This is a genomic window from Mucilaginibacter sp. (genome assembly GCF_039925265.1).
Classification (GTDB): Bacteria; Bacteroidota; Bacteroidia; order Sphingobacteriales; family Sphingobacteriaceae; genus Mucilaginibacter.
Map to the genome: position 1 here is coordinate 151,295 of NZ_JBDSZG010000060.1, position 16,350 is coordinate 167,644.

Here is a 16,350-nt window from a genome sequence, read left to right on the forward strand (position 1 = left end):
TTAATAGGGATCCCTGCGTTGGCATTCTGCGACGTTGAATTGGTAAGCAAGATACATAAACCAAAGCGTCGCGCCAACGAGTTATTAGACTTCAATACTCATATCCAGCAACGGCGGAATAAATTAGGGCTATCCCAAGAGGATTTGGCGCACTTGTTCGACGTAACAAAGGACACCATTATTTATTGGGAAACAGAGCAGGTGGCTCCTGATATAACCAAAGTGCCAAAGATCATCGCATTTCTGGGACACAACCCGTTAGCGAGTGAAACTGATACACTTGGAGGGAAAATAAAACAGTTCCGTTATCAGAACGGGTTGAGCCAACGTAAATTAGCCACGATTATAGGTGTAACCCCTTTCACAATCAGATCATGGGAAATGAATGAATTCTTACCTGCGGAAGGCCACTACAGTCTATTAATGAAACTGGTGGGAAAATAAGGGGCTAATAATAACGCAACAAGGGATGCGTTGGAAAACAGATCGATAGGCTGCTTGAAAAGGCAGCCTATTTTTTTTATGATTTTTTAAACATCGTGTGTTTTTCTTTTGGCATCCATAATAGATTTGGCAACTAATTCCCGCTTCCTTTCCATTTCGTGTGGTGGTACGGCATTATACTCGACATTGACCCGATATCCTTTGACCCGTACTTCAGTAGAGGCTTCCCTGGCAATTTCAGAATCTAAAAAGAGAAACAATGAATCAGGATTGAGTATTAATATTTTCGATTGCTCTACAATATCGAATTTCTCACTAACTTTTGAAAGCATTCGCGATATAACAGTAGCATCCATTGAACATGCAACCACGGTATCATAGCCAGCAGTTAGGCATTTCTGAATATTATGCAATTCCCAATCGTCTTTTGAGGTATCATTAATTTCAACCGCAATGCGTTTGTTGTTACCTTTAAGGCTCACGTCAACCTTGCCTTTGCCATCGGGTGTCGGTTCTTCAATAGAGGCTGTGTATCCTCGTGATTCCGCCATTCTTTTAATAAGGGTCTGTAGGTATCGGTGTTGTGTTTCCTGTTTTTGAGGCTCTGCGTCTTTAATGGGTGACAGAACAAATGGCTTGGGTATAGGATTAGGTTTTGACGGTACTGCTTGCAATGGAATGTCGGGCATTTTTGCTGCCTCTTTCGTCACCTGATACCCGTGCTCGGTATGCATGGCATTTAACAATGCTTCAACCTCTGTCTTTGGGGTGCCGTAGGTAATACGGGAAAAGGCAATAACCCGTTCTTTCACCGCTTCGGCTACATCACGCTCCAATTCATCAAACGGCAGTGTTTGTACGTTAGAATCATTCTCCGGGCGTTCCACACGAATAATGGCCTCGCCTGTATCAAGATTTTGCAAGTCTTGTGCGTCAAAGTATGAGAACCCTTGTTCAAACCGTTTTGCATCGGTATCACCGAGCCGGAAACAGATACGAGTTCCGGCATTGGCGGTAACCGAGCTTGCAAGTTCTGAATCGGCCTTTGCCAACTGCTGCATATCCTGATGAACCAGGATAAGTCCCAAATGATATTTCCTGGCACCGGATAGAATAGCTGACATAGATGGCGTAATGAAGTTTTGGAACTCATCTATATAGAGATAAAAGTTATTGCGGTCAGCTTTCTGTTTTGCCTGGCGGGCCATTGCCGCTTGCTGAATTTTCGAAACAAGGAAAGTGCCTAACAGGTAACTATTCTCAGCACCAATTAATCCTTGCGACAGCTTCATCAAAAGTATCTTCTTGGAATCTAATATCTGCTCAAAATCCAGGCTCTTGTGTTGTGCAACCATGTTGCGGATTACCTTAGGCCGTAGAAATGAATCCAGGCGGGTTAAGATCGGGCCAATAGAGCCTGATTTCACAATCGGAAATTCCTTCTGCCAATAATACACAATGCTTGGGTCGGTGACAGTGATTAAGAACTGGTCTCTGAAACTCTTTTCGATTAAGAACCTTCGCAATTCAATGAGTGTGCCACCTTTGGTGCTTTCGAGAAATGCAAGGATAGCATTAGCAAATACAGAGTTCATTTGGTCTCCCCAACTGGTGGAAAGCCGCCGGAAGGCAGCAACTAAATCGGATGATAGTATATCCTTCTCAATTTCTGAATGCGCTGTCAGGATATTAAAACCTACGGGAAAATCTGCATCTGATGGGTCAATGAGAATAACATCTCTGTGACGGTCGGGGTGTATCCATGAAAGGATGCTTTCAATTAAATCACCATGGGGGTCAAGTACGGCAACGCCTTCGCCATTGGCAATGTCTTGAATAATACTGGTTAAAAGCAATGTCGATTTTCCGGTGCCGGTCGCACCAATGACATGCATATGCTTTAGCCGCTGGTTTGCACTTATCGTCACCTGAACTTCATCACCCTGATGAGTATTGGTGCCGAGAACATGCGGGTGACCAAGATATATTTGTGGCGCTTCCTTTGTCTTGCGGGTATCACGCTTTAATTTACGGGACACGACTGAAGCTGATGGAAAGTGAACCAAGGTTGCCAGCTCCTTTGCGTTTAACAGCATCCCTGTGCGATGAGACTGACGTAAGAGCACATCGGATAGTGTGTGGGTATCTTTTATGGCATTTACCGGAATTAACCCGTTATACGGCGATTGTGTAGTTTTGATGACGGTGTTAGTTAACCGCTCAGTGGTTCGGACTTCCCCGCTTGTATTAAATCCAATCACGCGGATGCAGACTGCAAATAACGGAGAGAGTATTTTATCCTGTGCGCATTTCACCATCTCGGGAGCATCAACAAAAAATGAATCACCATGGTTATCCGTCACCGAGCGCATAATACTTTCGGCCCAGGGGTTACATGTTCCTTTAAACAATATTTGAATGATAAGCTGCTCGTCTTTGCCGAGATTTTCGAGTATGCCGAATATCCCAATGAGTGGGTCAAGGTCAAAGCTTTTTGACGTGGCAATGGGCCGCATACATTCCTGACCTAAGCCAAATTCAGTACAGATATAATAGTTGTTAGGTGGGTTGTTAAAATCAACAGATTCTTCATGGATACCACACGCCGGGAAATATGCTTTTACCTGATTATGGATATGGCTGGCATCAGTTGCTCTACATACGAACTGCACTTTTATTGAAGCCCACGTACCAACAATTTCAAACGACACGGGATATGCTGTTTGAGACAGCATAAATAGCAGGCGTTCCATTTCTTCAGGATATACCGAATAGTCTTTGGGCAACGAAATAGAAAAAGCTACTAATGGTTCATCCTCGGTAAATGGAAACGGCACAAGCGGCTCATCGGGCGTGTGCGGGATAGCATCCTCCTCCGAGCGCGGGTTTAAAGCAGTTATTATACGCGTGAAAATTGAAGGCCGGAAACTATCATCCGTAACTTCTGAGGCGTTAGGTACAGCATGAAAGAAAAACGGCTCAAAGGGCGGTTCAAGATCTACCGGGAATGAGAAAAGATTCCATCCCCGCAAACGTTGTTCCCAGTTGTAGAAATGTGCTGTTAACGCTTCGGCGCGGTTCATCCGCTAAATGCCATCAGTTCAATTTCTGACAACCCTCTGATACCCTTAGACGTTGTTACCTGTTCTATTGCTTCTTTGATGCTGTCCTTGACGCATAGTTTAAACATTCCAGCCGTGTCCATTTGGTAATAGGTACTTCCCTGCCAGCCTTCAACTGCCGTATTTAGATATGGTATTTTCATGGCAATATCCCGAAAACTGTGTTTTGGTTCTCCAAGCCAATAGGATATAAAAAATCCGGTGCCAAATGGTGCAGCACATATATCAAATATGTCTTCGCCCCGCTCTATTCGTAAGTATTCCCGCTTATTAGAGAGAAGACCTCCTTCGCTATAGTTTACCCGCGATACCTTTACTTTTGGTATGGCGCGTTCTTTAACAATAGTTTCAACGGTTGAATAGAATTCCTGCGAAGAAAATTGAAGTTTGTCGAAGTAGTGGCTCCAGTTGCCTTGAACTGAGCCGACGGTTTTTGTTCCGAAGCCGAGCATATGGGTTTAATCATGAAAAAGGTTAGTAGTTAAACAGTTAGGTTGTATAAATGTAGAGAGTTGTATTTGAAATAGCAAAATATATTTTATTCATTATCAAATAATCCCTGTTGCGCTGTACTGCGCATAACAACCTGTTTGTATCGCTTTTCAATCTCATGCTCAACATCCGACCGACGCTTGCCAAAGTTTGAGCGGGACACCGTGATTACTTCATCACCATACAATTGTTTCTTGTGCTGTATCGGATTGCTGTCTGCGCTGAAAGGATGTGAGGTCGCGCCGTCAATCATGAGTTTGAGGTACATGGAATATCGGGGCAGGTTGACTAAATCGGTTTCGGTAAAGACCGGGTGGAACTCTTTTGCCAGGTAGTGGGCATCGGTTGCGCCAATACGAAATGAAATCAGCGTACCAACGTTGCCGAATATCGCAGAACGGGTTTCTTCCTTTAACTGTTCAATATATTGGTTAGCCAGGAAAAGCCCTAATCCATACTTGCGGCTTTCCGCAAGTATGTCAGAAAAAGAATCCGTTAGGAAGGAATGACACTCGTCGACGTATAGGTAAAAGGGACGGCGGGTATGTTCGGGTTGTTTTGCGCGGTGCAACGCTGCAAGTTGGATCGAGGTAACGAGCATGCTGCCAAGCAAAGAGGAAACATCTTCACCTATGGCACCTTTACCAACATTTACAATCAATATCTTTCCTTCATCCATTACTTTTTGCAAATGAAAACTCCGGGATTTTTGGCCCACGATGTTCCTTAGCAGCGAACTGCTTGTGAATATCCCCACCTTGTTTAGTATTGGCGAAATTGCTTCTGAACGTAGCGTATTAGAGTATTTGTTAAACTCATTATACCAAAATGCAAGCAGTTGCGGTGTGTTGACTTTGGCAAGTATATGCCCCCGGAAAGCCATGTCGGTTAACAATGGTTGAATATCAAGCAAGGTGGCATCCTGGTATTCTAATAAGGTAAGGAGCGTAAATCGCAAGATATGCTCTAACCGTGGCCCCCAATTATCTGCCCATATTTTTTTAAAGGTGCTTATTAGCCCGGCTGCTACGACATGGTGGTAATTAGGATGTACCTTTTTCAAAGGATTGAATGCTATCGGAAATTCAATGTCTTGGGGATTGAAGTAGATTACATCTTCGACCCGGTAGTCCGGTATATGGTCAAGCAGCGTTTCTGCCACATCCCCGTGCGGGTCAATGACACAAAATCCATTACCGCGCATAATATCTGAAATGGCCATGTTTAATAGCAGGGTTGATTTACCCGTTCCGGTTTTGCCAATAGCGTAAATGTGACCTAACCGGTCCTTGTCCTTTATGCCAAAGGCTGTGTTGCTGCTTTGATAATTGGCCGTGCCAATTGGTGTTATGTGTAAAGTATCGTTCATACTTATTCCATAGTATGAAAAACTTGGCCTTGAAAACAGTACGGAAAAGATACCTCTGACACAAAAGCACCGCGCTTAATAACAGTGTTACTCGATGCCATACTTGGCCTATACCAGTAATAACTTATATGATATTATGAACCAGCAAGGCAATGGAGAACAAATACATACTATCGTTTCTAATACGGAGCAACGAACTCTTTTGCCTTGCCGCGAAGATACTTTTCGTTGCTCCGTTTTGGGCCCTGATAATTCAGACGCTGAAACAGAACTATTGCTGGAGGGATTAGCAGCATTAATTGTAGAAGCTTATTTATACATCAACAAACAATCAAAAAAATGAGGAAAAGAAAGCCGTCATCTACTGCCGGGTTTCTACGAAGGAGCAAGTAGACGAAGGGAATAGCCTTGTGTCACAAGAGCGTATTTGTCGCGAGTATGCTGCCAAAGAAGGTTATACAGTTACCCAGGTTTTTATTGAAAAAGGAGAGAGTGCTAAGACTGCAGACCGAACACAGCTAAAGCTTTTAATGAAATATTGTACGGCTAAAAAAGGAATTGTTCAAGCAATGATTGCCTATAAAGTTGATCGCATCTCTCGAAACATTGCAGATTATAGTGTAATCCGAGGAACTTTAAAAAGATATGGGGTTGAGATACGATCCGTAACAGAGTTTTTTGAAGATACGCCTGCCGGCAGGTTTATGGAAAACATAATCGCAAATGTCGGGCAATTTGATAACGATGTTCGTGCTGAACGCTCCCGTGGAGGAATGCTTGAAGCAACGAAAGAAGGCCGGTATGTATGGAAAGCGCCCCTTGGTTATAAGAATGAAAAAATTAGTGGTAAATCAACCATAATCCCCGATATAAGAGCGCCACTTATTAAGATGGCTTTTGAGCTGGTATCAAGGCAGTTATATTCTACAAATACGATAAGGCGAATGATAGCGAAAGAGGGATTAGTGAATAAAAAGGGTATGCCAATAAGCCCTTCCAACTTTTACATATTAATTCGCAATTCTTTATACAAAGGAGTGATTGTTAAATTTGGGAACACTTATCCGGGTGCCTTCGATCCCATCGTTCCATGTGAACTTTTTGATAGGGTTCAGGCAATAATAGAAGGCAGGAAACATTCAATTACCCATTATTTACATGAGAACCCAGATTTTCCGCTACGAGGGTTTTTTAAAAACGAGAACGGGTTAAAAATCACTGGCTATTGGGCACAAGGAAGACGTATGAAATACCCTTATTACTCTTACAAACTACCAGGCACAGTTATCCGCAAAGAGGAAGTTGAAAGGAAGTTTATGGAGTTTTTATCACACTATGAATTTGATGCGCGACATTTCAACCGAATGCAGTTTCACTTAAGAACTCAACTTAAGAAGCAATCGAAATGCATGAATAAAGATTATGAAAATATTGAACTAAAAATTAGTGCCATTAATAAAAAAATCGATTCCCTTATTGCCCTACAAACCCAAGGAGGCATTAGCCTATATACATTCTCGGAAAGAGTAAAAAAACATGAAACAGAAATCGAAGAGTTAAAAGACTTTTTAAAAACCAGGGATGATAAAGATTATGATATAGATGCGCTTATGTCTTTTGCAAAAGTAGCTTTAAAAACCCCACAAATAATATGGCAAAAGTGTCCTTACAATATAAAGCAGAAACTACAAGTGTTCGACTTTCCCGAAGGTATAATCTTTGACGGGAAAATTTGTCGAACCACAAAAGTATGTAAGCTTTTCAAGCTGAAAGACGATTTAGAAGCTGAAATTTTCTCTAAAGGGGGCTCAACGGAAAATTTTACGAACAACTCTAAAAAGTTAACTTCTACTCCCTCTTGTGACTTGATCCACACCAGGAGGTATTGGGAGTTTGTTGCAAATGAACTATTACGGCTTAAGAATATCCTTGAAGGCAAGAAAGAGGTGCCTGATCAAGAAGAAGAAATGCTATACTTCTAATACTGCATAGCAAGAGAGTTCATACTACAGACCTTACGTATTTGATCTGTAGTATTTTTAGAATGTGATAGGATATCACCTATGCCAATACTTCATAAAAACAAACTCCTTCAGTATCGTCTCAGACATAATTTCACTCAAGAACATGTTATGCGTGAGTTAGGATTAGAAAGCACGAGTCGAATATCACATTGGGAGCATGGTAAGAGTATGCCGAGTATGACCAATGTGTTTAAACTCAGTAATCTATACCGAACTACGTCAGAGAAGTTGTATCCTGTGCTAAATAAAAGAGTAAGAAAACAAAAAAGAGTGATGGAAGGTATTGTTCCATTGATACCCCGATCACACGATGAGATGAGTACCGATGAATGGGTTGAACAATATGCTGCAATTATTTTTGAAGCGTATCTATATACGAAAGAAAAACAACTTCCTATTTCCGGCAAGTCTGAATCGTAGAAAAACCTTTGTGATATATGCTTATCCCCAGGATAGGGGGTAAAAATTGCGTAGGGGCCTCAAGGAAAACATTTACGAACAACCCTAAAAAGTTAAGTTCTCTCTCCTCTGGTAATCTAATTCATACAAGGTCATACTGGGAAATGATTGCAGAAGAACTTCTTTCATTAAAAAGGATATTTAAAGAGAACTCTGCAAATGAGTTTAATTGATGAGATGAATAATGTTGCTAGTCAAAGACTCCCCTCTTCTTTTAAGCACTTTTTATTGACTGAAGAGCCCCATGACTCACCCCAGAAGATGCTTGGACGCTATCCATTAAGATCCAACGGTTTTCCAGGTTTATTCCTTGCGAGTATGCTAACTTCCCTTTAACCCCAGGAAATGATTGCCACAAACAAATATGATTTTTTAATAATCATTTGTTTTATCGTTTTTAATATTCATATTTATTAATAATTCCTAAACACGCCATATTATCACAATATTATGAACTTAAACGCTCCTTAATAACACAGCCCATCAATTAGCCGCCTTGCGGGGATTAATCAGCTGTGTAGCGATACAATCACTGCCGGATAGAAAAGGCATGCCAATTTGCAATTAATATTCCCGTCTTAAAATAGACTTAGCGCTCTTGTGTATTCCTTATTTGTATTATTTTAATCAAACAATAACTTTCATGAAAAGACTGATACTCTCTCTCGCACTTCTGCTCACATATGTAGTTGCCAATGCCCAGAACTCCAATCCATGGCCCACCACTGGCAGCGTAGGTATTGGTACGAGTACCCCAACGTTAGGCTTGTTACATATTTCCGGGCTCAGCTATGATCTTCTTTCTTTGTCTGCTGGTGCCGGTTACCCTATCCAAATGAACGCTTATACGAACGCAGATTTTAGGATCGTTCAGCGGTCAAACTCTCCAATAACATTTTGGACGAATACTATCGAGCGGCTGAGGATAAATTCAAATGGTATGGTGAGCATTGGTACGCCTATACCGTCTTCTGCACTTACGCTTGGCGGTACCACTAATACAAATCCCAATACCGGCGCGGAGCAGGACTATGCAGGGGAAAGCTTTACATTTCAAAACCTGGTAGGCGGGTCGTCGGCTTATGCGTTAGGCAATATAAAAATGACGCAGCCTAACGGATATTACGCTGACCGTGGAGACATGGTGTTTTCACTTGGAAACGGCGGGGGCGCAATATCTGAGCGCATGAGGATAAAAGCATCAGGCTATGTGGGGATTGGCACCAATAATCCCACCATGCCCCTGTCGGTAAACGGCACAATACGGTCAAAGGAGGTTGTTGTCGAAGCCAGCCCGTGGCCGGACTACGTTTTCAAGAAAGCGTATTTGCTCACGCCCCTTTCTGAAGTGAAAACTTATATCGCGAAAAACCGGCACCTGCCGGGCTTGCCTTCCGCTTCTGAAGTTGAAAAGGACGGGCTGAAATTGGGCGAGATCAACAAACTGCTTACCAAGAAAATAGAGGAACTCACGCTGTACCTGATCGACGCTGAAAAGAAGCTAAACGATCAGACGAAAAAAAACGAGAGCCAGGAGCAGCGTTTAAAGGCGATGGAAGCAAAAGTGGAACTGTTGTTTAAAAAGGTTAATTAATATAGTTAGCATCAGTAAACTTAAAGCCTTATGCGTTTTAGAATTCTATGCGTTGTTATCACAGCGTTCATTAGCTGTTTAGCTGGCCAAAAAGCAGCCTCGCAATCTTCGCCGACAAACTATATTCCAACGGTATTTCCAAAGGCACCCAACGTGGCTGCGTTTGAAAAGTACGGCGATTATCCGGTCGATTTGAGCAGTGGTGTCCCTAATATCTCTATTCCATTGTATACGATTGAATCGGGTAGTTTGAAAGTACCGATAACGCTGTCCTATCATGCATCGGGGAATCGTGTTGACGAGTCGGCCAGTTGGGTAGGCTTGGGATGGACAGTGAGTACCGGAGGGGCGGTTACGCGAAGCGTCATGGGAAACCCGGACGAAGCCGGATACCTCAACGGCTATAAAGGCCTCGCGAGCCTGAACAGCTACACGCATAACGGGCTTGATTCGCTGTACGGCATCATCAACAACCACCTGTATGACATGCGCCCCGATATGTTTTCCTACAACTTCCCCGGCTACAGCGGCAAGTTCTTCTTCAACGGCAAAAACAGCTTTAAAGTAAACACCATACCATATTCTCCGATTGTTATTTCAGGACGTCCATCATCATCATTTACAATACTGGACGAGCATGGCAACAAGCACTTGTTTGGGAATACCACCAGGGACACCACCACAACCCACTACACCAGCGGCGGTCTTGCTGAGGCGGTGACAAGCTGGATGCTTGAGAAGATGATCTCGCAAAACCGACGCGATACCGTCAGCTTTTCATATATCAGGCAATATATTACGCCTCCGGATCAAACCGGCGAGACCTATACGGTAGAAGATAACCTTGCTATTTTTAATCCTCAGTGTGCCCCAACTAACTATTTGCATAACCCGACACTTAGCATTACTGACGTATCCGCATCGGTAGCGGAACACGACATCAGCCAGATCGATTTCAAGAACGGCAAGGTGGAATTCAAGCTCGGCCACCGTCGTACCGATGATATGAGTAATGCGCTGACACTGGATACCATTAAAGTATCGCAATACAGTTTTGCAACGCGGGCTTACGAAGTACAAAAAAGCATTGTATTCTTCAAAACATATTTTCCGATGGTTGGCGGCGGAGATGGGAGGCTTAGGCTCGATTCGATAGAGGTACTCGACAAAGCAGGCAGTATTGCTCAGCATTACCGTTTTACTTATGACAGCCTGGCCCTGCCATCGCAATTATCGTTCTCAAAGGATCTATGGGGGTACTACAACGGTAAAACCAATACCACGCTTATTCCGCGCATGCAGATTGAAATGTCTACCGGCGGCGGCACTTCCTATACCTACATTGGTGCAAGTACGTTCGGCACCCGCGACCCCGACACCGTAAAGATGCAGGCAGGTATTTTAAAAAGGATCGATTATCCTACCGGCGGACATACCGATTTTGCCTATCAGACAAACCGTTATTTCGATACCGGGGGAACGATGCACCTTACCGGCGGGCTTAGGGTAACCTCCATCAGCAGTTACGCCAGCGAAACGTCGGTGCCTATCGTCAAGAGCTATCAGTACAATTCGTCAAGGGCGAACTTTACCACCGACGCGGCGGGGCAGCTCAATTACGGTATTTTCAGCAATTCCATCCTGCACCGTTTCTGGAAGATAACGCAAAGCGTGGGCGGGTTTTCCTTATGTGCGGAAAAAAGGGTGCGCAGCTATACCTCGGACCCCGGCATAGCGCTCACACCGAGCGAGGGATGCCCCGTCTATTACTCCAATGTCACGGAATACGTGGGCACGCCTGCAAGCAACATCGGAAAAACAGTGTATGTCTACAACGTCACTCCTGACCAAACCCAGACGGCATCCTATACCGGCATCCCGGTGATATATAACTATTCCGCCTTCAGGAACCGGTTGCTGTATAAAACCGAATACAAGAAGAACAGCGACAACACTTACCAAAAGGTGCGGCAAACAGCCAATACCTATTCGGCCTTTGGGGAAACGCGCTATGACGCCGTAGGCGTGGCCGTGGGGCAATGGGTTCAGAACGAGGGCGACCTTAGCATTATCTACTACGACATGGGCACTCCCAATGACGCCCTCAATACTTTCCCTGCTTCCAACTACGCAATCCTGTCTGACGACAATTACGTTACAAGCACCACCACGCAAGTATATGACACCGCAGACACGACCAAAATGATGGCTTCAACCGTCGATTATAAGTACGGCAATATCAAACACCAGCAGGTTACCCGCATCAGGCAGGCGGATAGCAAGGGTAATACCCTCGTTTCCGTGACGAAATATCCCGCCGATTACTTGCCAACTTCATCCTCCACGTCAACCGCTAACATCTTGCTGGACAGCATGCTCAACCGCAACATGCAGGCGGAAGCTATTGAGAAATGGGACAGCGTTAAAAACGTAACCACCGCAATAAACGCGGTTACCGGCGGCCAGCTGAGTAGTTATCAGACCGGCCAGATCTCAGGCACGATAGTGCCGTATAAAATCAGTCGCTTAAAGGTGACCAATCCTTTAACTGATTTTACGCCCTCTACGGTTACATCTGGAAACATCGTTGCCGACAGCAGGTACGTCAAGATGATACAGTTTGACGCGTACGACAGCAGGAACAACATCCTGCAATACACGCCAAGGACTCAAACGCCGACGAACATCGTCTGGGACCATAATTATGAGCTGCCCATTGCGCAGATCAAGAACGTAGATAACAGTATTGCTACCAATGCGGCCTACACCAGCTTCGAGGCGGACCAAAAAGGCAATTGGAGTTTTAGTGGCCCAACCCAATACGATGTAACGGCCCCAACCGGCCGGCGTTCCTACAGCCTTGCCGGAGGTACTGTCACGTCCCCTTATTTCACCAATACCAAAAGTTTTGTACTGTCACTTTGGGCAAAAGGTACAGCGCCAACGGTAAGCTACGCTGCAACTTATCCGGCCGCCGTGTCTTTGCGGTCGGCAAACGGCTGGACGTATTATGAGTATAAATTGCCGGTTGGTTCAACTCAGGCCATTGTCAGCGGAACCGCCATCGTTGACGAACTGCGCCTGTATCCGGCAGATGCACAAATGACGACATATACCTATGGAACAGACGGGCTGATACAAATGACCGATACAAAAAGCCAGATAAGCCGCTTTGAATATGATTTCGCCAGCCGCCTGAAAAACATAAAAGACTGGAACGGCAACATCGTAAAAAATTATGGCTACCACACGTATGATATGGTCGTGGGCAACGATGCGCAAACCGCGAAAACCTACACCCGTAACAATTGCCCCGTGAATACAACTCCCGGCACATTTAGCTATTCGATACCGGCAAACAAGTATGTGTCGTCAACCAAAGCATCTGCCAATGCCTTGGCGGTTTACGACCAGAATACCAACGGGCAAATACAGGCGAATGACCCGCAAAATTGCGGGTGTCCTGTGCAAATGGTCAATTTCACCATAACCAACAGCACGGGTATCAATACCTTCCATATTGCTTTTTCTGGACCCGCGTCGTACGATTTTTACCCTACTACATCCAGCACCACGGTATCGGTACAGGCGGGCACTTACAGCATCCAGATATTCCCGACGGGTACTTTTGCAAATCATACTTACAGGGTTGGCAGCAGGTCGCCGGTCACAGCGCCCGGTACTACGTTTACAGGGGTAAGTATAATGGCTGCATCAAACGAGAGCCCGTTAACCATACAATAGCCATTAACCATATCTAAGCCAATCACCACCATATAAACCTTAGCCAATGGCCAACAAAACATATAGCGCAAACAGGTTGCCGCAAGCAGTATTACTTGCACTGCTTTGCCTGTTTTATATCCCGCTAAAAGCACAAACCAACGGGCCGCTTACCTTATCTTCCGCCAATACTACGGGCGATAATTTCAGCAACCGGAAAGTTACTTTAAGCCCTGGCTTTACCAGCAGCGCCCCCTTTAAAGCAAAAATAGTTGCTATTGATTGTATCCCTTTGACCACCGCACCAAGCACCAATCAAAACTATATCATTAGCAATACGCCGCGCATCAGCGGCATCAAAAACGAAGGCCAGCTGGCTGGGAGGGGCACTTGTGAATTACAGCAGGCCATACAATATGTAGATGGCCTGGGCAGGCCCATCCAGTCGGTTGCTGTAATGGCCAGCCCGTTTGCTTATGACATGGTGCAGCCAACTGGCTACGACCAGTACGGCCGCGAAGTGAAGAAATACCTGCCCTATGTGCCAACGAATGGCACCATGGGCGCTTTCCGTTCCGATGCACTAACCGGTGCACAATCCGCTTTTTACCAAAACCAAAGCGACAAAACGGGTATTGTGCAGATACCAACTGCCACCCAGGTTGCTTATGCGGAGACGCTGCCGGAAAACTCGCCACTAGGAAGAACCTTACAGCAGGGTTCCCCCGGCCTGAATAACCAGATCAACGGCGGGCATACAGTAACTATGGACTACCGCGTAAACCTTTCTACCGATAACATAAAGCTTTGGCAGGTGGGCGCGAGCGGCGGTGCATCTACCGCCGGAAACTATCCGGCTGGCACACTTACCAAAACCATTGTAACGGACGAGAACCAGAACAACAATGCCGTAATACAATTCAAGGATAAAAACGATAGGGTGATAAGCAGGTGGGTACAAAAATCCTCATCTGCTTACGTGATTACGGACTACATTTACGATGACCTGGGGCATCTGCGGTACGTAGTGCCACCTTTGCCGGGTAATGATGCGACTACAGGTAACACCGCCGTTGCCGTACCCTCCAGTTTTGCAGAAACAGATAACGTATTTAAGAATTTTTTTTACGCCTACCATTACGACGGGCTGGATAGGCTTACCGAAAAAAAGGTACCGGGGCAGGGCTGGCAGTACATTGTTTACAATACCATGGATCAGCCCATCCTTACGCAGGATGCCAACCAAAAGGGTAAGAACATATGGATGGTAACCAAGTATGATGCCCAGGGGAGAGTGGTACAAACCGGCAAGTATTACCGTGCTACCGCCACCCGTGATTCCCTGCAAACAGTGGCTGATGGCATAAATACCAACCTTTACGAAAGCTTTTCCAATGCGACAACCAATTACGGCTATACACATGTAAGCTTCCCCGACATCAGCTCAGGCACCAACAACAAAGTGCTCACCGCCCATTATCTCGACAATTACGACGTTATCAGCAATGCAAGTGTAAATCCCGGTGCAACCGTATTTACCGCGCCAAATGCGGCGATAGACAGCCTGGACAAAGCCCCGAGGAGCCTGCCAATCGCCACGCTTACCAACGTACTGGGCACAAGCACATACCTTTTCAGTGTAATGCATTACGACAAAGATGGCAGGCCGGTAAAAGTAATCAGCCAGCATTACCAGGGCGGGGCTGCGGCTTATAACAAGTACGATACCGAGGAAAGCATGTACAGCTTCCTGTCACTCGCCCTGCAAAGTACCCGCAAGCATTACTTGGCGGCAGGTATAAAAGTTACCATCAACAACTGGACGGGCTATGACCATGCCAACCGGGCTTTGCTAACCAGGCAACAATATATTACACCAGCGAACACAGGTGCTATAACGACGCTTTCTAAACTCGAATATAACGAGGTAGGGCAGGTAAAAGTAAAACATGTGGGCAGCACAAATTCAGCTGCCGTGCCGGATAACAGCACATTTTTGCAGCATACCGATCTCCGGTACAATGCAAATGGTTCGTTAGCCCGTATTAATAATCCTAATTCACTCACCGATGAAACGTTTCCTGCAACTTTTGACGTGTTTGCGGAACAGTTGGATTATGATGTAAACAACAACGGTTATGCTATTACACCCAATTACAACGGCAATATTAGCAGCATGAGCTGGCAATCAATGGCCAACCCCACCATAACACCGGCGGTTGCGCAGGAAAAGAAAGGCTTTGTTTATACATACGATGCGCTTAACCGGCTTACCATTGCAGCGAGTAAAGCGGCCAGCACTGGTGATAACCAGTACAACGAGAACCTTACTTATGATGACTTGGGTAATATACTTACACTGGCACGCAAAAACGGTGTAAGCACCATCCTGAATAATATGAAATACAATTACATGGATGGTACAATCGGGCGCAGCAATATATTGAGGGGCATTACAGATAACGGTTCGGTAACTGAAAACCAAGCCACCATCTATACTTATGATACCAATGGCAACCTCACCTACGATACAAAAAAGGGGGTTGCGCCACTTGCTTATAACGAATTAAACCTGCCGCAAACGGTAACTATTACGGGCAGCCCGGCAAAATCAATCAGCTATGTTTATGATGCCGCAGGCACAAAACTGCAAAAAATAACTACCATAGCAGGCAGCATAGCTGAAAACCGGACCTACAATACGGGCATAGAGTATGTTGCGGACACGCTCAGTTTCATTCATACATCCGAAGGCAGGGTGCTACCAGCAATAACAGGCCCTTATGTGTTTGAATACCAAATTGCCGACCACCTGGGCAACGTTAGGGCCATGTTTGGCGATAAGAATAATAACGGCGTATTAGCAACCGACGAGGTTTGGCAGGTAACCGATTATTCAGCTTTTGGCAGGCAGATAACTAATGCAGGGTACTTAGTATCCGGCCCGGAAAATCAGTACAAATACAATGGGAAAGAATATCAAACGGATTTATCAGAATACGATTATGGCGCGCGGTTCTATGATCCGGTGATCGGCAGGTTTACTACTGTTGACCCAAGTGCCAGGAGTTACGTCTCTTTATCACCATATAATTATGTCAACAACAATCCAGTAGGCTCCAT

9 protein-coding genes are annotated in these 16,350 nt (G+C 44.9%); 6 read left to right on the plus strand and 3 right to left on the minus strand.

What is annotated here, in order from left to right; translation table 11 throughout:
- Positions 1-18: 18 nt before the first annotated feature.
- On the plus strand, positions 19-444 hold the full coding sequence (locus tag ABIX36_RS26115; protein WP_348085105.1) for a helix-turn-helix domain-containing protein: 426 nt from the start codon (positions 19-21) through the stop codon (positions 442-444).
- A gap of 86 nt (positions 445-530) precedes the next feature.
- Here the strand turns inward: ABIX36_RS26115 and ABIX36_RS26120 are convergent, their stop codons facing one another.
- From ABIX36_RS26120 to ABIX36_RS26130, 3 genes are all read right to left on the minus strand, one after another.
- On the minus strand, positions 531-3,527 hold the full coding sequence (locus ABIX36_RS26120) for a type IV secretion system DNA-binding domain-containing protein (protein ID WP_348085106.1): 2,997 nt from the start codon (positions 3,525-3,527) through the stop codon (positions 531-533).
- Positions 3,524-4,018 carry a hypothetical protein gene (locus tag ABIX36_RS26125; RefSeq protein WP_348085107.1) on the minus strand — a complete coding sequence of 165 codons (495 nt, stop codon included), beginning with the start codon at positions 4,016-4,018 and terminating at the stop codon, positions 3,524-3,526. The genes ABIX36_RS26120 and ABIX36_RS26125 overlap by 4 nt, the downstream gene beginning before the upstream one ends.
- Positions 4,019-4,104: 86 nt before the next feature.
- Positions 4,105-5,427 carry a type IV secretion system DNA-binding domain-containing protein gene (locus tag ABIX36_RS26130; protein ID WP_348085108.1) on the minus strand — a complete coding sequence of 441 codons (1,323 nt, stop codon included), beginning with the start codon at positions 5,425-5,427 and terminating at the stop codon, positions 4,105-4,107.
- A 136-nt stretch (positions 5,428-5,563) separates the two neighbouring features.
- Between ABIX36_RS26130 and ABIX36_RS26135 the strand changes: the two genes are divergently transcribed.
- The 5 genes from ABIX36_RS26135 to ABIX36_RS26155 all read left to right on the plus strand — a co-directional run.
- The gene (locus tag ABIX36_RS26135; protein ID WP_348085109.1) at positions 5,564-5,770 is read left to right on the plus strand and encodes a hypothetical protein; all 207 of its coding nucleotides are present in this window, start codon (positions 5,564-5,566) and stop codon (positions 5,768-5,770) included.
- Positions 5,771-5,786: 16 nt separating this feature from the next.
- Positions 5,787-7,409, plus strand: coding sequence for a recombinase family protein (locus ABIX36_RS26140; protein WP_348085116.1), 1,623 nt, complete (start codon positions 5,787-5,789; stop codon positions 7,407-7,409).
- A 1,144-nt stretch (positions 7,410-8,553) separates the two neighbouring features.
- Positions 8,554-9,504: a hypothetical protein gene (locus ABIX36_RS26145; RefSeq protein WP_348085110.1), complete on the plus strand. Its 951-nt coding sequence runs from the start codon at positions 8,554-8,556 to the stop codon at positions 9,502-9,504.
- A gap of 30 nt (positions 9,505-9,534) precedes the next feature.
- Complete coding sequence (locus tag ABIX36_RS26150; protein ID WP_348085111.1) at positions 9,535-13,248, plus strand: DUF5977 domain-containing protein; 3,714 nt, start codon at positions 9,535-9,537, stop codon at positions 13,246-13,248.
- Positions 13,249-13,294: 46 nt separating this feature from the next.
- Positions 13,295-16,350: DUF6443 domain-containing protein (locus ABIX36_RS26155; protein ID WP_348085112.1), on the plus strand; the 3,056-nt coding region annotated here is incomplete at its 3' end.

Excerpts from the sequence above, each read along its gene's own strand:
- ABIX36_RS26120 (WP_348085106.1), bottom strand. The coding sequence starts at position 3,527 with ATGAACCGCGCCGAAGCGTTAACAGCACATTTCTACAACTGGGAACAA.
- ABIX36_RS26125 (WP_348085107.1), bottom strand. The coding sequence starts at position 4,018 with ATGCTCGGCTTCGGAACAAAAACCGTCGGCTCAGTTCAAGGCAACTGG.
- ABIX36_RS26130 (WP_348085108.1), bottom strand. The coding sequence starts at position 5,427 with ATGAACGATACTTTACACATAACACCAATTGGCACGGCCAATTATCAA.
- ABIX36_RS26135 (WP_348085109.1), top strand. The coding sequence starts at position 5,564 with ATGAACCAGCAAGGCAATGGAGAACAAATACATACTATCGTTTCTAAT.
- ABIX36_RS26145 (WP_348085110.1), top strand. The coding sequence starts at position 8,554 with ATGAAAAGACTGATACTCTCTCTCGCACTTCTGCTCACATATGTAGTT.
- ABIX36_RS26150 (WP_348085111.1), top strand. The coding sequence starts at position 9,535 with ATGCGTTTTAGAATTCTATGCGTTGTTATCACAGCGTTCATTAGCTGT.